The sequence below is a fragment of the Paenibacillus glycanilyticus genome, assembly GCF_023715145.1.
In the GTDB taxonomy this organism is placed as follows: Bacteria; Bacillota; Bacilli; order Paenibacillales; family Paenibacillaceae; genus Pristimantibacillus; species Pristimantibacillus glycanilyticus_A.
Map to the genome: position 1 here is coordinate 41359 of NZ_JAMBNP010000017.1, position 22577 is coordinate 63935.

Annotated in this window: 15 protein-coding genes; 8 read left to right on the forward strand and 7 right to left on the reverse strand. The window is 52.2% G+C overall.

The window, feature by feature from the left end; translation table 11 throughout:
* Positions 1-20: 20 nt before the first annotated feature.
* Both M3194_RS28505 and M3194_RS28510 read right to left on the reverse strand, forming a co-directional pair.
* Positions 21-4391, reverse strand: a complete 4371-nt coding sequence (locus tag M3194_RS28505; protein ID WP_251657545.1) for an endo-1,4-beta-xylanase — start codon at positions 4389-4391, stop codon at positions 21-23.
* A gap of 421 nt (positions 4392-4812) precedes the next feature.
* Complete coding sequence (locus tag M3194_RS28510; RefSeq protein WP_251657546.1) at positions 4813-6060, reverse strand: MFS transporter; 1248 nt, start codon at positions 6058-6060, stop codon at positions 4813-4815.
* A 126-nt stretch (positions 6061-6186) separates the two neighbouring features.
* Here M3194_RS28510 and M3194_RS28515 point away from each other — a divergent pair, with 126 nt between their 5' ends.
* Together M3194_RS28515 and M3194_RS28520 are read left to right on the forward strand one after the other, a co-directional pair.
* The gene (locus tag M3194_RS28515) at positions 6187-6549 is read left to right on the forward strand and encodes a DUF423 domain-containing protein (RefSeq protein ID WP_251657547.1); all 363 of its coding nucleotides are present in this window, start codon (positions 6187-6189) and stop codon (positions 6547-6549) included.
* A gap of 192 nt (positions 6550-6741) precedes the next feature.
* Positions 6742-8988, forward strand: a complete 2247-nt coding sequence (locus M3194_RS28520) for a hypothetical protein (protein WP_251657548.1) — start codon at positions 6742-6744, stop codon at positions 8986-8988.
* An 87-nt stretch (positions 8989-9075) separates the two neighbouring features.
* Here the strand turns inward: M3194_RS28520 and M3194_RS28525 are convergent, their stop codons facing one another.
* On the reverse strand, positions 9076-9354 hold the full coding sequence (locus M3194_RS28525; RefSeq protein WP_251657549.1) for a DUF2277 domain-containing protein: 279 nt from the start codon (positions 9352-9354) through the stop codon (positions 9076-9078).
* Between the two features lie 181 nt (positions 9355-9535).
* On the reverse strand, positions 9536-10165 hold the full coding sequence (locus tag M3194_RS28530) for a YfbR-like 5'-deoxynucleotidase (protein ID WP_251657550.1): 630 nt from the start codon (positions 10163-10165) through the stop codon (positions 9536-9538).
* 193 nt (positions 10166-10358) lie between these two features.
* Here M3194_RS28530 and M3194_RS28535 point away from each other — a divergent pair, with 193 nt between their 5' ends.
* The 4 genes from M3194_RS28535 (at position 10359) to M3194_RS28550 (ending at position 16760) form a co-directional block, all read left to right on the forward strand.
* Positions 10359-11609, forward strand: a complete 1251-nt coding sequence (locus M3194_RS28535) for a saccharopine dehydrogenase NADP-binding domain-containing protein (RefSeq protein WP_251657551.1) — start codon at positions 10359-10361, stop codon at positions 11607-11609.
* 18 nt (positions 11610-11627) lie between these two features.
* Positions 11628-12497, forward strand: coding sequence for a polyamine aminopropyltransferase (speE, locus tag M3194_RS28540; protein ID WP_251657553.1), 870 nt, complete (start codon positions 11628-11630; stop codon positions 12495-12497).
* Between the two features lie 209 nt (positions 12498-12706).
* On the forward strand, positions 12707-15490 hold the full coding sequence (locus M3194_RS28545) for a glycoside hydrolase family 3 C-terminal domain-containing protein (RefSeq protein ID WP_251657557.1): 2784 nt from the start codon (positions 12707-12709) through the stop codon (positions 15488-15490).
* A gap of 109 nt (positions 15491-15599) precedes the next feature.
* Positions 15600-16760 (forward strand): YecA family protein, encoded by a 1161-nt coding sequence (locus M3194_RS28550; protein ID WP_251657558.1) that lies wholly within the window; start codon positions 15600-15602, stop codon positions 16758-16760.
* A 70-nt stretch (positions 16761-16830) separates the two neighbouring features.
* Here the strand turns inward: M3194_RS28550 and M3194_RS28555 are convergent, their stop codons facing one another.
* Positions 16831-17577, reverse strand: a complete 747-nt coding sequence (locus tag M3194_RS28555; protein ID WP_251657559.1) for a zinc-ribbon domain-containing protein — start codon at positions 17575-17577, stop codon at positions 16831-16833.
* Between the two features lie 302 nt (positions 17578-17879).
* On the opposite strand from M3194_RS28555, the gene M3194_RS28560 reads away from it, so the two are divergent.
* Positions 17880-19634: a methyl-accepting chemotaxis protein gene (locus tag M3194_RS28560; protein ID WP_251657560.1), complete on the forward strand. Its 1755-nt coding sequence runs from the start codon at positions 17880-17882 to the stop codon at positions 19632-19634.
* Positions 19635-19670: 36 nt separating this feature from the next.
* Here M3194_RS28560 and M3194_RS28565 read toward each other — a convergent pair whose 3' ends face one another.
* A complete protein-coding gene (locus M3194_RS28565) occupies positions 19671-20531 on the reverse strand; it encodes a chemotaxis protein (protein WP_251657561.1) in 861 nt (286 codons plus the stop codon).
* A 318-nt stretch (positions 20532-20849) separates the two neighbouring features.
* On the opposite strand from M3194_RS28565, the gene M3194_RS28570 reads away from it, so the two are divergent.
* Complete coding sequence (locus M3194_RS28570) at positions 20850-22055, forward strand: MFS transporter (RefSeq protein WP_251657562.1); 1206 nt, start codon at positions 20850-20852, stop codon at positions 22053-22055.
* 41 nt (positions 22056-22096) lie between these two features.
* Here M3194_RS28570 and M3194_RS28575 read toward each other — a convergent pair whose 3' ends face one another.
* Positions 22097-22477 carry a winged helix-turn-helix transcriptional regulator gene (locus M3194_RS28575; RefSeq protein ID WP_397334390.1) on the reverse strand — a complete coding sequence of 127 codons (381 nt, stop codon included), beginning with the start codon at positions 22475-22477 and terminating at the stop codon, positions 22097-22099.
* Positions 22478-22577 lie beyond the last annotated feature (100 nt).

Below are 22577 nucleotides of genomic sequence, written 5' to 3' on the forward strand. Positions count from 1 at the left end.
GTCTCTTTGTTAAAAACAGATTACAGCTTCCAGATCCGGTACAAAATAACGGCCGCTTCCGCACGAGTCAACTCATCGTTAGGAGCGAGCTTGCTTCCGCTGCCGGTAACTACGCCGGCTTTGACAAGTGCTGCTACGCTATCCTTCGCATAACCGGCAACGCTTGCCGCGTCTGAGAACGCGTCCAGAGAACCGCCGGCAGGCAGCTGCTTGCCGAGTGCGGCAAGGGCGCGTGCGGTCAGCGCCATCATGTCCTGACGGGAGATGCTGCTGCTTGGTTTGAACGTATTGTTCTCGACGCCGGTGGCGATGCCAAGCTGCTTGGCAATGGCCAGCTCCTTATAATAGTAGGCGTCGGCCGGAACATCGCTGAACATGGCGGCATCCGTGCCGGTGCCGCGAAGTTCAAAGGCTCTTACAAGAAGAGCAATGAAGTCTGCTCTCTTAATGGAAGCGTTAGGGGAGAAGGTGTTCTCGCCGGTGCCTTTAATAACTTCTCGGGCAGCCAGAGCTTCAATCGCTTCCTTGGCCCAAGGGACTTTGGCCAGGTCTCCAAACGTCTTGTAGACGGATACGGCTGCATAAGTGCTGAAATGCGTCGTTTGGAAAATAACCGCGCCGGTTGCCGCATCATAGCGGCTGTTAGGCACCGGAATGGCTTTGCCGCTGCCATCGATATACCAGATGACGATACGCTCCGGATGCTGGAGCTCTTCTGCCGTTGGCGTGTACGGAATCGCTACCGTTACGGGCGCAGCGGGGTTATTCCATGCGATCGCGTTGCCGCCTGCAACGAGGCTAAGATCAATAACCGGACGATTGCCGATCTGTGCGCGGGTCGCTGCGTCAACTTGATCCAGTGAAGCTTTAGCTACACGAATCGATACTTGATCGGCAGCAATGTTGGTGTTCGACAGCATGTTGCTTGGCATTTGAATAAAAGCGTTAGCGATCTTTGCCGTCAGCGCGTAATCGTCCTGGCTCTTCAGGCTTTGCGTTGGCAGCTGAACGGCATACGAAGCTGCATTTCCTTGCAGCGGTACGTCGATGATCACTTGCTTCTTGCCGCCTGCTGCCGGAGCTGCTTGCTCAAGCGCTTTTTTCAGGTCGTCGCCGATAACGATGCCAACGGCATTGCCGTTTGTTGTCTTCACTTCGGGCTTCACGGTTGTTGAACCGTCAGGGTTTTTCACCACCGTGCTGGTCTGAGGTACGAAACCGCCGCCGTTGGCAGAGCCGCCGGTGTCTTTGCCGCCAAGGGTCAGCACGCCAAATACCGAAGTGTACTGATAGGCGTTGCCGGTCGTATCGTTCCAAGCGGCAACGCTTTGACGGGCACCGTCTTTCGCATCGTTGATCTGTACGTCAAAGCCAAGCTTCTTCTGATTTTCCGGCGTGATGGCAGTAAGCGGAATTTTCACTTCAACCGTGTAGTTGGTACCGGAAACTTTGGTTGCCGACTCGAAGCCGTCCGCAAGGCTTGGCGGATTAAAGGACGTCTCGTTCTCGTAGTTGATCCGATATTGTCCGTCGTCGCTTTGGTAGAACGAGGTTTTTGCGTTATTTTGATCCAGGAAGATCTCAACGGAGTCTTGTTCGTACGCATTGGCGCTGGCTTTATCCAGCTGTGCGTCGGTAACCTGAATCAGGACATACAGATTGTGATCATCCCATAATGCTTTGGCTACGCCGCTTGCTCCCTGCCAAGCCATTTGGTAACGGTTAATCGGAATTTCGGCCGTTTGGCTCCACACCGGGTCAATGGTCCCGTCAATGGTTGGCGTCCCGAATTTCGCTGTCGTCTGGCTGGCATCCGGTGTTTCAGGTGCATTTTCTTCAATAAACGTATCCGGGTCGATTACGCCGTAATAAGCGGGTTTCGCTTGCAGGTTCTTATCGAACAGGAGCGGATTGTTCGCGGCTCTCCAGCTTGTGTTGTCATCCAGGCCCCAGAACGTTACGCGTTCGATATGATCCGCATGCTCTTTGAAAATATTGAAAAGCTGAGCGTACAGATAGGCTTGAGCGGTAGCAAGGCTCTCGGGAAGCGAATAGTTGCTGCCGGCCATAACGTCCAGCTCGCTGATGCTCACTTCAACGCCAAGAGAGATGAATTTCTCCATAGAGAGCTTCACGTTGTCGGGATTCGTGTTGGTGTTATAGTGTCCTTGCATGCCAACGCCGTCAATTAGAAGCTTGCCGTCATGTTCGGCCGCGTAACGGTCGTTGATATCCTTCACCATGTTGTAGATGGCAGTCGCTTTATTCTGGTTATCTTCGTTGTAGTCGTTGTAGTAGAGCTTGATATCCCATTCCGGATGAGCGTCGAGCACCTCTCTTGCCGCGAGGAAGGACTGCTCCACGTAGTCGGATCCGATGGCATTATACCATGGCGTCTGCCTCAGCGAAGCTTTATAGTTCGACGGATTAGGCGGGTTATCGTTCATGGCTTCGTTCACAACATCCCATGAGATGACCTTGTCGCCGAAATGCTTCATGACGGTTTGAATATGGGTTCTGAGGTTAACCAGAGCCTCTTCGCGTCCAAGCGGAACCGTGTTATTGGAGGAATCGGTTGTTGTATTCAGCCATGCGGGGGACTGCTGATGCCAGACCAGCACGTGGCCATGCATTTGCATCCCTTCGGCCAATACTTTGTCGACCATGGCGTCTGCGGCTGTGAAGGTAAAGTTCCCCTTCGTTGGCTGCATCGCATCCGGCTTCATTGCGTTGCCCGCGGTTACCACATTATGGTGCATGTTCAGAAGCTCAAGTCTTGTGCCCTCCAGATCCTCAGCCGTAATGGCATTGCCGATCAGGAAGTCGTCTTGGTACACTTCTTTAATTGGAGCAAGATCCTTCTGGATGCCGATAGGGCCGGAGCCCGTGCTTTCAAAGCTGATATCGTCGATGTAATAAGAAGCTGTAGCGTTAGAGCTCTGTACATAGATGGTCAGATACTCGTCGCCAACGCTGTTATAGCGGTAGGTGCCCTGCAATTGCACCCAGCCATCGCTTGCGGAGATGCTTTTGTTGGCAAGGCCAGGGTAGTTGGCGCTGCTGCCGTTGCCGATCTGTGAAGCAAGCTCGAGTGTGGTGCTTGTTGCGGGCGACAGAAGCTTCACCCAAGCCGTCACTTTATACTCGTAGCCCTTGTCTACGTATTTCTCTACGCGCAGGGAAGGACCGTGCCAGCTGGTAGTCCGGCCTTCCACCTTCAGGGCGTAGGAGCCGTCCGCGGTATGGTTGGCTTCATTTGTAACCGTGAGCGTTTCCGTACCCGCACGGCCTGTAAAGCCTCCGGTTGTTTGATCTTCAAACGTAATCGTGCTGAAAGGCAAAGCCGGATCTCTTGGCGGTTCTTCTTCTCCGCCGCCGCTCGATACGGTCTCGGTGATGAGAATATCTCCGATGTAGAACGGAACGGATTTGCCGCTTGCATTCGATTGAACGCGAAGCTTGGTGTCCTTGCTTGTATCAACCGTAAACGAGTTTGTTAAGGTAAAAGCAGCGCCAGCCGCATAGTTCGCGCTGGCCACTACCCCGTAGCTGTCGATTGTTTGCAGATAAGCCTGCGCATCATCGGGGATGGTTGTTTCTGCATCGACGTAGCCCTTCACGGTAACCGTATAGGTTTTGCCGTTCTCCAGACCAAGGTCGACGTAACTAAAGTCGGCCGCATCGTAGTCATTTGCCCGGTTGCTCACAGACAAGGCTTTGCCGTCCTCATTGCCGTCAAACTCCTTGCCGGTTACCGCTGTCAGGCTTGCACTGCCGGATTGCACGGCAATTCCTTTGCCATCGGCGAAGTCTTCATGATAAATCGTTTTTGTCGTTGTTGTTTGCGGGGCCGTGATGAGAATATCTCCGATGTAGAATGGAACGGTTTTGCCGCTTGCATTCGATTGAACGCGAAGCTTCGTATCCTTGCTTGCATCAACCGTAAACGAGTTTGTTAAGGTAAAAGCAGCGCCAGCCGCATAGTTCGCGCTGGCCACTACCCCGTAGCTGTCGATTGTTTGCAGATAAGCCTGCGCACCCTCGGGGATGGTTGTAGCTGCATCGACGTAGCCCTTCACGGTAACCGTATAGGTTTTGCCGTTCTCCAGACCAAGGTCGACGTAACTAAAGTCGGCCGCATCGTAGTCATTTGCCCGGTTCGTTACGGATAAAGCGCTTCCATCCGCGTTACCGTCAAAAACCTTGCCGGTCACCGCAGTCAGGCTCGCGCTGCCGGATTGGACGGCGATACCTTTGCCGTCCGCAAAGTCTTCATGGTACACGGTTGTTTCCGTTGTCGCAGCTTCTGCTACCGGCGCAAGTCTGCCAATCGGGATCAGCAGGGCTGCTGCGAGCAGGATGGAGACAAGCTTTTTCAAGGATCTACTCATGTATTGCATTCCCCTTCGAAAAGAATTTTTGTTAAGCGCTTACAAAACGTTGTGGAGGCCCCTCCTTTCTAGAAAAATTATAGCGTGTATTACTTTTTGTTTTACTACAAGAACTAAATGACTTACTGTACTTATTTAACATTTAAGTAAAAAAAGAGCCTCGACGATGTACGGCATCGTTAAGGCTGAAGCAACGGGGGAAATGGTCGAGCTTAACGATGCCGTACATCGTTAAGCTACGCGGAAAGTCCAATTTTACGCGTAAAACATACTGAATTGGGCTTCTTAACGATGTGTGACATCGTAAAGGCTGCCGGTGCAGCTGAAATGGTCGAGCTTAACGATGCGGTACATCGTTAAGGCCGCAAAAAGCCCGTTTACCATGCGGACCATGGTGAACGGGCTTCAGAATGGACTGCTTTTATTTCCGCTTTTCCCGGAAAAGCGTGAAGAACAGCAGCGAGGCGGTAACGTACAAGAAGCCTGTAATGCTGAACGTGATGGCGTACCCCCAGTAGTAGCCGTGGGATGTGATGATATGGGATTGAACGGGACCCATGGTAGCCCAGCCAAGCATAAAGGCGGTCTGCATGACCGAATTGGCCAAGCTCTGATTGCGGGCAGAGACCCGGTTCATCAGCGTGGCGGACAGAAGCGGGTTAGCCGCATTCATCAGCGCCTGCCGGAATAAGAAGCTGACCGAAGCGACAAGCAGCATATTCGTGAAGCCGGTAATAAGCAGGAACGGGAGCGACAGCGTTTGGAAGATCACGATCGCCCTCACTTGACCGATCCGGTTGGCGAGCGTTGGACCAATAAGCATGGAGAAGATGGTCATCACTTGCCCAAGCGAGAGCAGGAAGCTCATGCCGCTAAGCGAGATCTCAAAACGGTTCGTGAAATACAGATTCAAGTAAGGAATGACAAGCCCGGAGCCGATGCCAATGAGCAGCTCAACAACGGCAAACATGACGATGAAGCTGATCTCCTTGTTAACCGGAGCGGGAGCGGGCTTAGGCAGGGATGAGGACTCCCGGCTGTCGCCAGCTTTGTCCGCACGCTTGCTCTCCCGCATCGCCTGCAGCGGAAGGAATGCCCCAATTGTAGCGATACTGCCCGCGAGCAGGACAAGCTTGAACGAGAGCAGCTCGCTTACTCCGGCATCCTGCAGAACGTCGGAGATGACGCCGCCGCCAAGGCTGCCCGCCACTTGGGCCGCAAGGACAAAGGCGGAGTATATGCTGAAGATGCGCAGCCGGTCTGCTTTGGCCACATTTTCGGCCAGGAAAGGAATGGCGAGCACCTGGAACACGGTTGCGAAGATTCCGGTTAGGACTGCCATTGTCAGCAGACTGCTCTCGGATTCGAATAACGACCGGCCGGCCAATACGATTCCGCTGCATAAAGCTCCAATGACGAGCAGACGTTTGCGGCTGGCACGATCGCCGAACAGGCCGATTGGTATGAAGCAGATCGCCGTAGCGAGCGACTGCATGCTGACGACCGTTCCGCTCATGGCATCGGGGTAGCCCAGCTCGTGAATATATAAGTTGTAGAGTACCGAGAATAGACCCGTGCCGAATTGATATAACATGTTGGACAGAAAGAAAAGACGGATGTTGCGGGACCAGCCCTTCCACTCCGCCGTGGTAGATTGCAGCCATTTCATGATGTAAGTGCCTCCTGATGCTATTCCAACCTACAACATTACTACCCCGCGGGCCGTAAAGCAATCGGAAATTATTGCGGATCGTGATATGCTAAGGGAAGAACATTCAGGAGATGAGGGAAGAAGATGCAGACGTTTGTTGTGCTTGGTTGTATATTGATGGCTGTAGCCGTGGCGGTTGGCGCGTTTGGCGCCCATGCGCTGAAGAGCAGAATAGAGCCGGACAAGCTGAAGGTGTATGAGGTAGGCGTGCAGTATCATATTATTCACGCATTGGGATTAATCGGTGTCGGCCTCTTGGCCGACCGTTATCCGGATGCCGGCATTATCGTAACCGGGGGCTGGCTCCTGGCCGTGGGCATTGTGCTGTTCTCCGGAAGTCTGTACGTAATAAGTTTGAAAAGAGTGCGTTTGCTTGGCCCGGTAACGCCGCTTGGCGGCTTGTCCTTTATCATCGGCTGGGTGCTTATCGCGATTGGCGTGCTGTAAAATGAGAAGACATCCGCCCCAAAGTGGCGAGATGTCTTCTTTATTAAGCCAAGCCCTTCCGCATGCTGCGCATGCATAAACCGGCATCGGAAAAAGTACAGTGATTCGGATATTTCACAATAGACTGGCCGGTCCGGAGCATGTTAACGTACCTTCAACAAGCAGAGAACTGCTTAAGGAAGGGGCGTACTTATGAAGTCAGGTGTTGCTTATGCCGGCTGCGTAACGAAATATAAAGGCAGTGAGATTCTGGAGTCCTTTGATATTCCGTTTAGTAATGAAGCGAACAATCAAATGGCTCTTAGCCAGGGATGGTCTGTACAAGTAAGTATAGAAGGAAGCATAGACCATCCGGATGGCCAGCTGCTGACGGCACAATTCCAGTCAAACGGGATTTCGGACGAATCTGCTGTTGCGTTATCCTTTTTGTGGAGCGGGTGGTCGGAGCACAATTATGTTCTCGTGCCGGGTGCGGTCTATGCCGGGAACCGTTTTGAGGCTCGGGAGCTGTCGTATGCGCCATGTTGGTCGAGGCTTGAGGACGGCGGGCCGGACGTGCCCAATCTGATTACGGATGTACCGCGCCTATCCTCGCAGCAAGGCCTTCCATCGGCCTTCCATCTGCTGACCGGCGACGCCGCTACGCCCTCTATCGGGATAATGGATAAAGCGTCGGCTACCGGCTGGCTGTTTGTATTCGAGCAAGGCACGACGCTTGGTGACAGCTCGATCCATGTGGCGGAAAATGCTGACCGGAGCGCGGCGCGGATTTCCGTTCAGTCACCGGGAGTCAGACCATCCATGAAATACGAGATGGCTACTACCAAAGTGCCCAGCACGGATAGGGGCCATGATTTCAAACCGGGCGATGCGGCCCAGCTTAGCTGCCGGATTTATCGGTTTGCCTGCCCTTCTGTTCAAACCTTATTCGAGCGGTTCGCCGAGGTCCGCCAGAAGGAGCTGCCTTCGGCCGAATTGGCGCGAAGCCTCCCGTTCTCCGCAGCGTGGGAGATTCAGGAGCGGAAGTATAACGAGATGAACTGGAACGTTGAGCTTGGATATTACGCGGTGGGCACAATCGATATGAAGCATCAGGACTGGCAGGTCGGCTGGGTAGGAGGAGGCATGTCGAGCCTGGCTTTGCTGCTTGAGGGCAGCGAAGTCTCGGTTCACCGTGCGCTGGACACCCTTCGATTCCTGTTCGGCAGCCAGGCGGAGTCGGGCTTTTTCCACGGCGTCTGCTACAAAGGGCAATGGTATGGCGATGAATTTAACGATGCTCCTGATCGCAGGCACCCGGAACAGTGGCATATCTTGCGCAAGAGCGCGGACGCTCTGTACTTCATCATGAAGCATTTGCTGGTTCTTAAGGAGATCCATCCGGACTTTGTCGTTCCCGCTGACTGGCTGGAAGGCACAAGACGGCTTGCGGATGCCTTCGTCCGGTTATGGCATAAGTATGGCCAATTCGGGCAGTGGGTCCACACCGGTACGGGAGATATCCTCATTGGAGGCTCCGCGGCGGGGGGCATAGCTCCGGCGGGTCTTGCTCTGTGCGGAAAGTATTTCAAGGAAGACAGCTATACGTCTGTCGCCGAACTGGCAGCTAGGCACTACTATAAGCAATTTACCGCTCAAGGCATTACGACAGGAGGACCTGGCGAGATCCTGCAGTGCCCGGACAGCGAATCGGCCTTCGCGCTGCTGGAGTCGTATATGGTGCTCTATGAAACAACCGGGGAACCGGAATGGATCCCGATGGCGGAGGAAGCGGCGCTTCAAGCGATGACCTGGTGCGTCTCTTATGATTTCCGCTTTCCGAGGGGTTCGACCTTCGAGCAGCTTGGCATCCGTACAACAGGCTCGGTTATCGCCAATGTGCAGAATAAGCATAGCGCTCCGGGAATCTGCACGTTGTCCGGAGACTCGCTGCTCAAGCTGTATCGGGCAACGGGCAACAAGCTTTACATGGAGCTGCTGCGCGAAATCGCCGGCAATCTGCCGCAATATTTGTCCCGGGCCGACCGGCCGGTAAGAGGCTGGGAAGGCTGGGATATGCCGCCCGGCTATATGAGCGAGCGGGTTAATATGAGCGATTGGGAAGGCAAAGAGAATGTCGGCGAAGTCATCCCGTATTCCTGCTGGTGCGAGGTATCGCTGATGCTCACTTATGCGGAGCTTCCGGGTATCTACGTCGACAAGACAACCGGCAGCGTAACGGTAATCGATCAGGTCATTTGCGTCTTGGAAGAAACGGAGGGTTCGGCTCGGCCTTTGCGAATAACCAATCCGACAGCCTTCCAGGCGGAGATCAAGCTTCTGGCGGAATCGGAGGAGGAAGCGGCGCTGCCGCTTGGTCCATGCGGTTATCTGCAGTGGAGCAGGATTAAGGTAGAGCCCGGGGAGACGGTCCTGGTGGACTTATTTGATAATGATTGATTGTGATCTAAAAACATTTGGACTTCTGCAGAATAGGCAGCCTAAGTATCGCATGGAACATCGTTGCGGCTGCCCTCCCAGAAGATTTTACTCGGAAACGTTGCCAAAGCGCTTCGCGTTGCGAAGCCGCGCGCGCTCGATCTCGACCTCGCGGTTGCGAGGCTCGGCATTCGTGACAAGCGACCCTAGCAGCTTGCGCGCCGACTCCGTAACCTCCCTGATCGCCAGCTGGAACGCTTCCTCGTTCGCCTTGGACGGCGCGTTGAAGCCAGACAATTTGCGGACGAACTGGAGCGCTGCCGCCTGAATTTCCTCGTCGGTTGCCGGCGGATCGAAATTATACAGCGTCTTAATATTTCGGCACATAAAGCTTCTCCTTTCGGTTGTTCAGCGTTGTCTTTATGATACTACACGGATTGTGGCCGGGCCAGCCGGGTTCTTTATATATAAAAGCCAGCCGTACGAGGCCCGTACGAGGCTGGCTTTTTTTTGCGTATATAGTAGGGAGAAGAACGGAATGCGGTATGCAGCGGGGGGAAGGATGAGATTATTCGGCCAAAGCTTCTTTCGTAATTTGCTCGATATCAATCGGGGATATGCAGCCCTCGCTTACGAGGTCGGGGAGGATATGGTTCAGGAAGTAATCGACGCAATGAAGCTTGATCTCTTTGATTTTAATCAGGGCGGTCCGGTACATCACGATAAATTCTTTCTCCGTATTGCCCAGCTGCAGCTCGATGAAGGCTTCATAGATCTGATCCAGCTTATCCGCTACTTCAAGGATTTGACCTTCCACGGATTGATCTTTTCCTTCGCGGAGCTGCCGGCGGAAGAAGGGCTTAAATTCCTCCGGAATATTCTCGTCGATGAAAAGGGCGACCATGCCTTCTTCCACCTGAAGCAGCATGGAACGGAGCTCCATGGAGTGATGCTTTACGGGTGTCTTGATGTCTCCGATAAAAATTTCGCCATAATCGTGGCTGCTCGTAATTTCGTAGAGCTTCTTCCAATCTATGGCTACGCCATTCATTTCTTCAATATCCGCCAAAGTCTTCGCATATTGAACGACCTTCCAGGAATGCTCGGCTACGCTATGGTCCTGAAACTTGAATTTGCCCGGGCAGCGAATGATTCTTTCGAGGTCGGTTAACGACTGAAAGTACGAATGAATTCCCATATCTCGGATTCCTTTCTTGGAACAAGTTAGTTATATTCTGCTGCACAACTCCAGTATATATCCCGATTGTTATAGGATCGTTAACGCGCTTTGGAAGTTGCTGGCCTCGTAAAAAATGATAGATTCCATAGGTTATCGAATAGGTCGTCCCAACTCCGAGTGAATACCATGAATAAAAGGAGTTGAGGTTTAGGTGAATCAAAGGTTAGGACTAACGATTCTAGGCAGTGGAGGAGGCGTCGCCAAATCAGTGCTAGCGATCTTGGACAAGGCATTCCAGGATCCGAATGATCCGCTTCATTCGTTCATTGGCCAAATGGATCTTCATTTGGTGGACAAGAAGCAGAAGGACAAATCGTATTACAAGCTGTTTATTCCGCATGTGGGCTTCACGCTGCATCAGTTTGATCTGGGCAACATGAACCGGTTCCGCCAGCATCTGGCGGACACCAAGACAACCGTCGTTATTGACGTGTCTTGGGCAGATACGGTAGAAATGCTGCAATGCTGCGATGAGCTTGGGGTGATGTATATCAACACCGCTCTGGAGAACACGATGGTTGATGAAAGAGAAGAGCTTGAAGGCTTTACGCTGCTCGAGCGCTACCGCATCTTTGAAGAGAACAGGGGACGCTTCACCCGCGTGAAGGCGATTATCGGCTCGGGCATGAATCCCGGCGTTGTCCAATGGATGGCGATCAGCCTGATGAAGCAGCTGCCAGGCGAGCTTCCGCTAGGCTGTTATATTGTGGAACAGGATGATTCGTTTTATGCGGATCCGTCGAAGGCTCAGAAGAAGACCGTCTATTCGACATGGTCGCCGGAATGTTTTCTGGATGAAGCGATTCTGAACTATCCGATGCTGATGAAGCAGCATATGCCGATGTTTATGTACAACGATGTGTATGAGCTTGAATTCAAGGTGGCGCTTGGCGGCAAGCAGTTCTATGGCTGCCTGATGCCGCATGAAGAGGTCATCACGCTGGGCGTAGCCTTCAACATGGAGTGCGGCTTCATTTATCGGGTGAACGAGTATACGACAGAAGTCATCAAGGCGAATCTGACGAACGCCAATGATCTGTGGAACTGGAAGCACCAGGTGCTGGATCCGCTGGACGGCGAGCTGAACGGTTCGGATTTGGTTGGCGTGCTGCTTGTGTATAAGGATAAGGAACGGTACATGTACAATGTCATGAGCAATAAAGAAGTGTTTGCCGAGTATAAAACAAACGCCACTTATTTTCAGGTTGCCTGCGGTATTTACGGAGCACTTTCGACGCTTCTGCTGGATGACATTCCGGACGGCGTTTATTTCGTAGACGAGCTTCTGCTGCGGACGGATTCCGGTTATGGCCAGTACCTGTCCTATTACATGAAGCATTTTGTGACAGGCGAGAATGACAGGACGGACGGGCTTCTGCTTGACCGGCTCAAGAAAATATAATGGTGGGATGAACAAACAATGAGAAACAGATCGTTAACGGGATTTCAGAAAGAGAACAATGAGGATGTCTGGCTGTGGGATGATCTGCCCGAGCTGGACATGGAAGTCGGCTACAAGGTGAAAGCACTTCTGCACTACGAGCAATCCCCCTTTCAGGAGATAAGCATCGTCGAGACAAAAGGCTTTGGGCGTATGCTGGTATTGGACGGGACCCCTCAGGTGACCTCGAAGGACGGCTTCATATATAACGAGATGATTACGCATATTGCGATGACGACTCACCCGGAGCCGAAGCGCGTGGCGATGATCGGAGGCGGCGACTGCGGACCGGCCCGAGAAGCGGTGAAGTATGGAAGTGTGCAGCAGATTGAAGTGGTAGAGATCGATGAGCGGGTAGTTGAGGTCTGCCGGACATGGCTGACCAAAGAGTCGGATTCGGACAAAATTCAAACCACCTATAAAGACGGATACGCATGGATTCAGGGGCAGAAAAACAAATGGGATGTCCTGCTGGTCGACCGTTCGGACCCTTACGGACCGGCCGTCAGCTTGTATAAGCCGCAATTTTATCAGAATGTATACGAGAGCCTCTCGAAGGAAGGCATCGCCGTATTCCAGTCCGGTTCCCCGTTTTATGGCCTGAGCAGCTTAAGCAAAACCATCGATAATCTGAAGAAGTATTTCCCTATCGTGCACACTTATCTATGCACCATTCCTTCGTTTCCCGGCGGGATCTGGAGCTTTACGATTGCTTCGAAAAAATGGGATCCCCTCGCGGCCGATCTCAGCCGTCTGCAGTGGCAGACCGCGAAATATATTAACCCCGAGATCTTCCGGGCAAGCTTTGTACTGCCTACGTATATGAAACAGATCATAGGAAAATCATAAAGCCGCATCGAATTGCACCCATTGCATCAATTGAAGAGACACATTTATATGTGTTTTTTCTTTTTGTAACTACATGACCTTAGAATAATGCGATAAATAAGGGAAAGGTGTTGAATGTTTATTATGTTTTCGTGATATAGAATTTGATATGATAATACATAGCACTTCTAGATAGTTGGACTTATAGAATCTGGTTAGGAGACAACATAATGAATACACATGGCATTCCATTAGAAGGTTTTGCAGCGTTCAGCAGGAAGGTTGCGGCCGAAGGTGCGGTTCTGCTCAAAAACGACGGGCAAGTGCTGCCGATTCAGGGGGGAGAAAACGTTGCAATTTTTGGACGGACGCAGGTGAACTACTACCGCAGCGGCACGGGATCCGGCGGCAGCGTGAACGTGACCCATACGACCAATCTGCTGGACGGTATGCGAAGCAAGAAGAATATCAAGGTGAATGAAGAGCTGGCAGCCATCTATGAGCAATGGATCGAGCGCAATCCATTCGATAACGGCGGAGGCGGCTGGGCGGCGGAGCCTTGGCATCAGAAGGAAATGCCGCTCACAGCCGAGCTGGTATCGCAGGCAAGAAGCCAATCCGGCAAGGCGATTGTAGTCATTGGACGTACAGCCGGCGAGGATCAGGACAACGCGGTGAAGCCGGGCAGCTATCTGCTTACGGATGAAGAGATCGATATGCTGAAAATCGTTACCGAGCATTTCGAGCAAACGGCCGTCGTGCTGAATGTATCCAACATTATCGATATGAGCTGGTTAACCGCAGCTGCAATGAAATCGATTCCATCTGTCCTTTATGCGTGGCAGGGCGGTATGGAAGGAGGCCATGCGATTGCCGACGTGCTGGCCGGAGAAGTGACGCCAAGCGGCAAATTGACGGATACGATTGCGTATTCGATTGACGATTATCCGTCTACGCGCAATTATGGCAACGAGCTGAACAACTTGTATGAAGAGGACATCTATGTCGGCTACCGCTACTTCGAGACCTTCGCGCCGGAGAAGGTTCAATTCGAATTTGGCTACGGGCTGTCTTATACGACCTTCGCGAGTGTGGCGGAGCAAGCGAAGCTGGTTGTCAGAGACGGCAAGGAATATATCGAGCTGGGCGTAAACGTTACAAATACGGGTGCGGTCTACGCGGGCAAAGAAACGGTGCAGGTCTACTACGAAGCGCCTCAGGGCGAGCTGGGTAAGCCGGCTAGGGCATTAGCGGCATTCGCCAAGACGAAGGAGCTGCAGCCCGGTGAATCGCAGCGGCTTGCATTAAGCTTCCCGGTTCATGCGATGGCTTCTTATGACGATGCAGGCGTAACGGGTTATCCTTCGGCTTATGTGCTGGAAGCGGGGACGTACCGCCTGTATGCCGGGAGCAGCGTGAAGAAGGCATCGGCAGTAGCCGTTGACGGGAAGGACGGCTACATCGCGGAGGCTCTGCAGGTGGTGGAGCAGCTTGCGGAAGCGATGGCGCCAACAGTCCAGTTCACACGCATGAAGCCAGGAGCGCGGAAGGAAGACGGCACGTATGAGCTGGTCTCTGCCGAGGTGCCAACGCGCAAGATTTCGCTGGCGAATCGGATCGAGAAGAACCTTCCAGCGACGCTTGCTCAGACCGGCGATCAGGGCTACAAGCTGCAGGACGTGGCCGATGGCAAAGCAAGCATGGAAGCCTTCATTGCGCAGCTAAGCGATGAAGATCTGGCTGCGATTGTCCGGGGCGAAGGCATGTCGAGCCCGAAGGTTACGCCGGGTACGGCATCGGCCTTTGGCGGCGTAAGCGAGAATCTGCTTGGCTTCGGCATTCCGGTTGCCTGCACGGCGGACGGCCCGTCCGGTATCCGGATGGACAGCGGGCATAAGGCAACGCAGGTGGCGATTGGGACTTTGCTTGCGGCAACCTGGAACACGGAGCTGATTGAAGAGCTGTACGTCATGGAAGGGCGAGAGCTGCTGAGCAACGATATTGACGCGCTCCTTGGACCGGGGCTTAATATCCGCCGCAGTCCGCTGAACGGCCGTAACTTCGAATACTTCTCCGAGGATCCGCTGGTGTCCGGAGCATTCGCTGCGGCATGCACGCGCGGGATTATGAAAGGCGGCTCGAGTGCAACGCTGAAGCATTTTGCCTGCAACAACCAGGAGCAATACCGTCACCGCGTGAATGCGGTTGTATCGGAGCGAGCTCTTCGCGAGATTTATTTGAAGGGCTTCGAGATAGCTGTCAAAGAGGGCGGAGCAAATTCGATCATGACCTCCTACAACCCGATTAACGGGCATTGGGCGGCATCTAACTACGACCTGAACACGACAATCCTTCGCGGCGAATGGGGCTTCAAGGGCATTGTGATGACGGATTGGTGGGCCGTCATGAACGATGTGGTTGACGGCGGCCAGGCGGACCGCAAGTTCACGAACTGGATGGTCCGCTCCCAGAACGATCTGTACATGGTTGTGTCCAACTACGGCGCGGAGTCTAATGTATGGGGAGACAATACGCTGGAATCGCTCGGGAACGGCACGCTGACCCGCGGCGAGCTGCAGCGAAGCGCCATGAACATCTGCGATTTTATTAGGAAGGCGCCTGTTTTCAGTAGAGAGCTGGTGACGGAGGAGAAGGCGGAGCGCTTTGAACCCCATGCTGAGCTGTCCTTCGAGCAAGGGAACGCGCAGTCTCTGGCCGATCATAAGCAGGTGCGGTTTACGGCAGGCGAGCCGGTTGTCATGAAAGTCGAGCAAAGCGGTATTTACCGGATTACCGTGCATCTGATGTCGACTGAATTCGCTTGGGCGCAAAGCGCATGCAACGTGCTGATTAATGGCGAGCTGATGACGACGGTTCAAACGAATGGCACCGAAAGCGCCTGGATCCGCCAGAAGCTGGTGAAGGTGGAGCTGCCGGCCGGCCTGTACGAGCTGAAGCTGGATTTCGTGAAGCCGGGCATGCAGATTGACTGGATTGAGTTCGCGATGGAATAAAGGAATAAACCTATGAATTTGATATTCATCCCTTGTCCGTGTATGGTAGAAGCAGCAAAAGATTCGGAAAGTTACTGAAATCATACATTAAAAGGAATGGTGTACAGTCTTGGAATTATTAATAAATGAATTGCAGCAAATGAATATTCAGTATGCGATTAAAGGCGAGGTTAAGACGAAGCTTGTCGAGATACTGCCGCTTCTGACGAAGGACAAGCTAAATCTCCTGGCCGGCAATTATGAGATCAAAGGACGTTCAAAGCTGAAGAAGCAGGAGCTTGCGGATGCGATTCAGGCTTCTATCACGGATGTACAGGAATTGAATCTGGCCTTGCTTATGGCTACCTCAAACGAATGGGAGCTGGTGCAGAAGCTTCTGGCCGTTCCTTACCTGCAGGATGACGCCATGCCTCCCGGTTCCACTTTCTTTCTTATAAATACAGGCTTGCTCTACTCTTTCTATGATCAGGACAAGCTGTATTATGTCCTGCCGGAGGAAGTAAAGGAGACGTATGCGAAGGTTGCCGGAGGAGAGCTTTTGCAGGAACGAGAGCGCGTCCAGCAGGTAGGCAGCTACATTCTTGCCGCGATGAATTTATATGGCGTTTGTCCGTTTGATCAGTTCCTCGCGATTTATAACGCGCAGAACGAAGATCGGCTGGATGAGGCCGTTCTTTCCCGTATTTGCCATCTGCTCACAAGACGGGAGCAAAGCTGGCATGTGGCGGACGGCAGACTAGTCGCGGATTATTATGACAATGACAATCAAGACGAATTAACCGAGCTGCTGGCAAGCGTCGCGGGCAAGCCGTATTACATTCCGGACCGGAAAGAATTCCTGCAATACGCGGAATATGGCTATTATGAAGAAACGCCTCAATTAGCGGGTCTAGAGCAATATATTCTCGAGTATTTGAGCAGGGATAAAGAGCTTGTCCATGATCTGATCTCCGAGATCCAATTCGAGTGCTCGATGAGTAAGCCAATTGAAGAGATCATGATGGGCTTCGAAGACCGGGGAATTGAGATTTCGACAAGAGAGCAGCTGGAGATGGTCATTCATCTGGTCATCAATGTGTACAATAACACGCGGATGTGGTCAAATGCCGGCTTCAAGCCGGTCGAATTAGGGGCTTCCGGCTCCGGAGCGGCAACAGATCCTCTTCGAAACTTGGTTCCTTCCAAGCAGCAGGCGGTATCGGCCAAAATCGGCCGAAACGAGCCTTGTCCTTGCGGAAGCGGGAAGAAATATAAGAAATGCTGCGGTTAAATCAAAAGTAGAAAATGGAACTTAAAAAACAAGCCACATCCATTATAGGGATGTGGCTTTTGCTTTTAAGTTAACTTGCCGCAGCGATTTTTTCAATTTCAGCCTGAGTGAAGCCCGCATCTTTCAAAACCTTAACGCGATTATTAGCAATAACAGAGATAGAACCTGTTACTTGCTGGATAGCGCCTTGCGCAGCCGAAAGATCGGAGGTTTTTCCACTATCGAGGTATTTTTTTAGTTTCTGTGCAACGGTTTGCGAGAATAATGCCATATCTGCAACAGAACGTGTATATTCTTTTGCGATAGCTGGAGTGTTTTTTGGTGGAGACATACTTCTATTACGTTGATAAGTTTCAATTTCTTTTGCGTAGTTGTAAAGATCCAATTTTGTCATTTTACCGTCAGAGTATGAAGTCATAGCATCCATCAGTTTATTATGAGCGTCTACAATATTGTTGAAGTATGACCATACTATCTTGTCTTGCTTACGCACTTCGGCTTTTTTATCAGCTTTTGTTTGTACTGAGGTTTTAGTTTTCACAGCAGACTTTGATGCAGCATCGGTTTCAGTAGTTGGGGAAGCATTAGCACCGATAATCCCTACTAGTATCATGAATGCAACCACAATAAGGATGGCAATGAATTGGCCCTTTTTCTTTCTCTTTTTCTTCAATCGGGCCAAACTATCCTCTTGTGTTTGAGGTGCCTGTACTTGTAAAGAAGGTGATGGAGCTGTTGTTCCTAATGGCGCGGCACAGTTTTCGCAAAAATTGTGCGTATCCACGTTTTTATGACCGCATGATTGACAGACTTTCATTCTTTTTATATCCCCCTAGAAAATTATCAACTAATAATATTACTTCCGCATAATAAACACCACTTAATAAAATACATAAAATCCTTTTAATTACAATAAATATGTGGTAATTAGTTCCTTTCAGTAATATAACCAGGTTTTGCTTACAAATTATATGTTATTTATTCTTATTTGGAATTTTTAAGTCCAAGTTTTGTTTACGCCAAATGAAGGAGATTTCAGCTTTGTGTCGAAGCTTAAGGAAAATTAGGGAAATTTGCAGGATTGCATTTGGAATAACTAGTCGAAGGGGTAAAGACATCATGTTTGTATTTCGGAGCCGGCTAATATTGAAACTATCGGTCATGATATTGGCTATCTTAATCTTCTTGTCGTCTGCCTTGATTTACATCCAGGTTCAGAACACCAAGAAGGCAAGCGAAGAAGCGATTGGCAATTTCAATATTCATATGGCGGAGGCTTATGCCGGGCAGTTTGACGTAAGCGCTTATGGCGATTTTCTGAAGGATCAGCAGGAGTCGGATCTGTACTGGACGATAAGGGAGCAGATGAATGAGTACCGCGAGCGTATCGGGGCGATGTATGTCTACACGGTCCGAATCAATGATCAGGGCGAGCCGATTCTGCTCATCGACGGGCAGCCGAAGGAGTCGGATTCGGCTTCGCCGATCGGTGAAGTAACGGATATTCCCAAGGGTGCCATCGAGGCATTGGCAAAAGGGGAAACGGCCAAATCCGGCATTATTAATAATGAAGAATACGGGGACTATATTTCGGCCTATGCCCCTTTGCGTGACGCCGGCGGCAAGATGATTGGCGTGATGGGCATTGATACCGACGTATCGGTATCGAAGACGATCTACAAGGAAGTTATTCGGGACAGCATGCCGCTCTTTATGATTATGGGTGCCCTAACGCTGCTGGTCTTTCTGTTTATTGCGTTCTTCCTATCGCGTACATTAAGGCCGTTAGGGGTTATTGTAAAAGGCGCCGAAGCCATCGCGCATGGAGACCTGGTGGAAGCCCGCCGGCAGCTTGGTTCAACCAAAGTGAAGTCGAAGGACGAGATTGGGCAAGCCTATTCGGCTATGACCCAGATGATCGCCCGGCTTGGCGTTACGCTTGAGGACGTCGTCCGCGACATGGCTCTTACGACGCAGAGCATTGTCCATTCGACGCAGCAGTTCGGAACCGAAGCCGCCCAGATGTTGGCTTTGAATGAGCAATTGGAGCATTCCGTATCCACGATGGCCGACGGTGCTCGTCATCAACGGATGGGCGCGGAGGAAAGCGCCAGCTCGATGGAAGATATTACGCAGGCCATCCAGCGGGTATCGGAAGCCTCCATGCAGGTATCCAGCGTATCCCATGATGCGCTGGAATCGGCCGAGCACGGAAGAGATTCCATTCACGGGTTAAGGGAGCAGGTGGAGCTGATGGCCGCCGTGGCCAAACAGACCGCCGAGTCCGTAGAGCTGCTGCAAACCTATATGCAGCAGATCGAGCCGGTGCTGCAATCGATCACAAGCATCTCCGACCAGACCAAGCTGCTTGCCTTGAATGCTTCCATTGAAGCAGCCCGCGCAGGCGAGCATGGAGCAGGCTTCGCTATTGTAGCCGGCGAGGTGCGCAAGCTGGCCGAAGCATCGTCGATCTCCGCCTCGCAGGTAACTTCTTTGCTGGAGCAGATTGGACAGGAGTCTATCCATATCGGAGAGCGAATGCAGGCGGGCAGCGTCGAGATGGAGAAAGGCACGGAGCTGTCGAGCCGGGTGGAGGCTTTATTCGACCGGACGATGGATCAATTCATTCTCGTGAACAGCCAGATCCAGGAGATTTCGGCGGCTGCCGAAGAGGTGCTGGCCGGCTCCGAAGAGGTGGCTGCTTCGGTGGAGCAGATCGCCCAGATTTCCCGGACAACGGCGGACAGCTCGGCTTCCCTTGAACAGATGTCGAAGCATCAGCTGGATGCGGCCAAGCGGATAGCCGACACAACGGAGATGTTGAAGAGCAGAAGCGCCGGATTGGAAGCGGCGGTAGGCAAGTTTAAGCTGTAGCTATAGGCTATGGACAGGAAAGAAGAAGCCCGGACGCTATGGCCGGGCTTCTTCTTCGTAATAGACTTGAAGCGTGCTCAGGGAATGGACGATACGTTCAATAACGGCGGGAGTCTGGAAATACTTGCGGTGAGACAAGGGCGTCCAGCTTAGCAGGCCCGGGCATTTTACTTCAATATCGGCAGTTACGACGTTCTTGTAGAGCTCATTTAACGGCTTGATCGGGTAGGCGATGACATCGTCGGTATCATAGAAATTAACCCACTCTCCAATGCCATGCCCCTGGAGCGGAGGGGCGGGAACCGCAATCGGCACGCCAAAGTCCTCAAAGCGCAAAGCCCATACGGCGAGCGGACTGCCAAGCGTATAGAAATGAGTTAAAGTCTCGCCCCGCGCAAGTCCGGGGGTATTCTCCGCCCTAGCCTCCGCAGCCTTGGCTGTCAGTTTGCCGTTCTGCAAATCATAGAAAAAGTTGCTGGCAATAATGGATCCCAAGCTGTGCGCTATAATGCAAAGCGGTGCGTCTTGTCCGGCTTGATCGGAAAGACGCTGCAGGCAGACGGCGAAACGCCGGTGAATTTCGTCATAAATATAATCATCGGGAGAGGAATCGTTATCCCGGGGAATGGCCTGATAGGCAATCGCTTCGCCCAGCTGGTTCACGAAGAAGGGCCGCAGCCGGAGCAGTCTGGCCCAGCGGAGCTTTTTCTCCTGAATCCGGTTCCATAACTTGGCTTCCAGGCGATTCACGATATCTCCCCAGTAAATTCCCTCTACATGCAATTTAACGTCCGGATTGACGACAGCCATTTGCGCGCTTAGATTTCTGGCCAACTCGGCGTAAAAATCTTCCCTGCTCTGACCGATCCCATGGATGACAGCAACGGCAATATTCATGGGGACAACCCCTTCCTACGCGGAAATCATACTATAATGTATTCGCATACAACCGCTTTCGTTAAAGAGAGCCGATGATTTAGACGATCGGGAGGGGCATATATAGGTTGACCGTCCGATGATAAGCGATATGCTTGGGTTTCTCTTGCGAAGGGATTAGAGGCGTGTATTTTCAATGAAAAAAGGATGTCTCCGGCTATGAAAGCGGGGGACATCCTTTTTCACCGTTACAGCTTCCCGAAGAAGCTGATTGCGAAGTCGCGGAAATGGACGGAGGCCTGGGACAGGTAATGCTTGCGGTTCCAGGCGATGCCGAAGGTGCGGCGGCAGACGGGATTCCTGACCTTTTACGTGCTGACGACGGCTTTCCCGCTGTATGTCCGGGACAGCCTGCACGGCAACCAGCAGCAGATGGGTCTGGTCATTACGATTTACGTCCTTGGCGGCGTCCTGATCCGGCCGTTATCCGGCCAGTGGGTTGACCGCTTTGGCAAAAGAAAAATGGCGATTATCGGGATGGTCATCTTCCTTCTCGCCTGTCTGAGCTACTTCGGAACCAAAGGAATTATCCTGTTCCTGATTGTCCGCTTTGTTCACGGCATGAGCTACGCGATTGCCTCCACCGCGATGAGTACCGTGGCCGCCACGATTGTTCCGACTTCCCGGGAAGGGGAAGGGATGGGCTACTATACGATGTTCATGAGCATATCGATGGTTGTTGGACCAGCGCTGGGGCTCTTCCTGTGGCAGGACAAAAACATTCATGTTCTGCTGCTTGCGATCTGTATCATTGCGGCCCTTTCTCTCGCGTTTGCGGTTGGACTGCGGATGCCGAAGGATAAAGGAATGGAGCCGCTGGCTGAGGTTCAGGAGGCCGATTCTGAAGCGGCGCCAGTCGCTTCAGAGCCGGCGAAGAAAGGCTGGCGCCTTAGCCATTTCGTTGAACCGGCCGCACTGCCGATCTCGCTGGTCGGCTTTATTCTTTCTTTTGCCTACAGCTCTTTATCCAGCTTCATGGCCTCCTTCACCGATGAGATTCACCAATCTCAGGTGACGGGCACCTTCTTTATGGTGTTTGCGGTTATGATTGTGGCCTTCCGGCCTGTCATCGGCAAAGTGTTCGACCGTTACAAGGAGCATTATTTGTATTACCCCGGCATTGGGCTGTTTGCCGTTGGCATGTTCCTGCTCAGCCAGTCGCATTCCGCGGCGATGGTGCTGTTCTCGGGTGTTATCATGGGAATTGGCTACGGCGCCTTGCTGCCATGCTTCCAGACGCTTGCGATCAAGCTGTCGCCCGAGCACCGGCGGGGCAGCGCGAACGGGACCTTTTTCCTCCTGTTCGACCTTGGCTATGGGCTGGGCTCGTATTTCATGGGAATGATCGCTTCGATCTCCGATTACCGGATGATGTACCTCGCGGCGGGCATCATTGCTCTTATCTGTGCCGGCGGCTACTATATGCTGCATCATCGCCCCCGGAGAAGAGAGGCCTCCTATCCGCAAAAAGCGAATGTCGCCTAAAACAAAAATCCCCACTCTCGTGGGGATTTTTCTATATCTTTTCATTTAATCTCGGCAGCAGCTTCGGCTTGTTCAGCCTTCCGGTCCTCGTCATACAACTCGCTCAAATGCTGGAGATGGGAGGTTCCCCAATCATTCATCGCCTGGAGAAGGGGTCCCATCTTAAGTCCGTATTCCGTGATGGAATATTCGACCTTCGGGGGGATCTGCATATAGATCTTCCGGTGCACAATATCGTGGTATTCTAATTCCCTTAGTTGAGCGGTCAGCATTTTTTTCGTAATACCCGGCAATGCCCGCTGCAGCTCGCTGAATCGCAAGGTTCCGTTCTTGAATAACTGATACAGAATAACAGGCTTCCACTTTCCGACCAGCATCTCTAACGCGGTCTCAACCGTGCTGCAATTCTCCTCCACCGTAATTCCTCCAATCCCAGACGGGGCTTAAGGTATCTTTTTGGATACTAGGTTTATTTGATGTGCCTACTTCCGTCATCAAACCCTTGGGCTTATTATAGCGCTA

What these genes read in the sequence shown, in the direction of transcription:
- M3194_RS28505 (WP_251657545.1), bottom strand. Translation starts at nt 4,391, where the DNA reads ATGAGTAGATCCTTGAAAAAGCTTGTCTCCATCCTGCTCGCAGCAGCC.
- M3194_RS28510 (WP_251657546.1), bottom strand. Translation starts at nt 6,060, where the DNA reads ATGAAATGGCTGCAATCTACCACGGCGGAGTGGAAGGGCTGGTCCCGC.
- M3194_RS28515 (WP_251657547.1), top strand. Translation starts at nt 6,187, where the DNA reads ATGCAGACGTTTGTTGTGCTTGGTTGTATATTGATGGCTGTAGCCGTG.
- M3194_RS28520 (WP_251657548.1), top strand. Translation starts at nt 6,742, where the DNA reads ATGAAGTCAGGTGTTGCTTATGCCGGCTGCGTAACGAAATATAAAGGC.
- M3194_RS28525 (WP_251657549.1), bottom strand. Translation starts at nt 9,354, where the DNA reads ATGTGCCGAAATATTAAGACGCTGTATAATTTCGATCCGCCGGCAACC.
- M3194_RS28530 (WP_251657550.1), bottom strand. Translation starts at nt 10,165, where the DNA reads ATGGGAATTCATTCGTACTTTCAGTCGTTAACCGACCTCGAAAGAATC.
- speE (WP_251657553.1), top strand. Translation starts at nt 11,628, where the DNA reads ATGAGAAACAGATCGTTAACGGGATTTCAGAAAGAGAACAATGAGGAT.
- M3194_RS28545 (WP_251657557.1), top strand. Translation starts at nt 12,707, where the DNA reads ATGAATACACATGGCATTCCATTAGAAGGTTTTGCAGCGTTCAGCAGG.
- M3194_RS28555 (WP_251657559.1), bottom strand. Translation starts at nt 17,577, where the DNA reads ATGAAAGTCTGTCAATCATGCGGTCATAAAAACGTGGATACGCACAAT.
- M3194_RS28560 (WP_251657560.1), top strand. Translation starts at nt 17,880, where the DNA reads ATGTTTGTATTTCGGAGCCGGCTAATATTGAAACTATCGGTCATGATA.
- M3194_RS28565 (WP_251657561.1), bottom strand. Translation starts at nt 20,531, where the DNA reads ATGAATATTGCCGTTGCTGTCATCCATGGGATCGGTCAGAGCAGGGAA.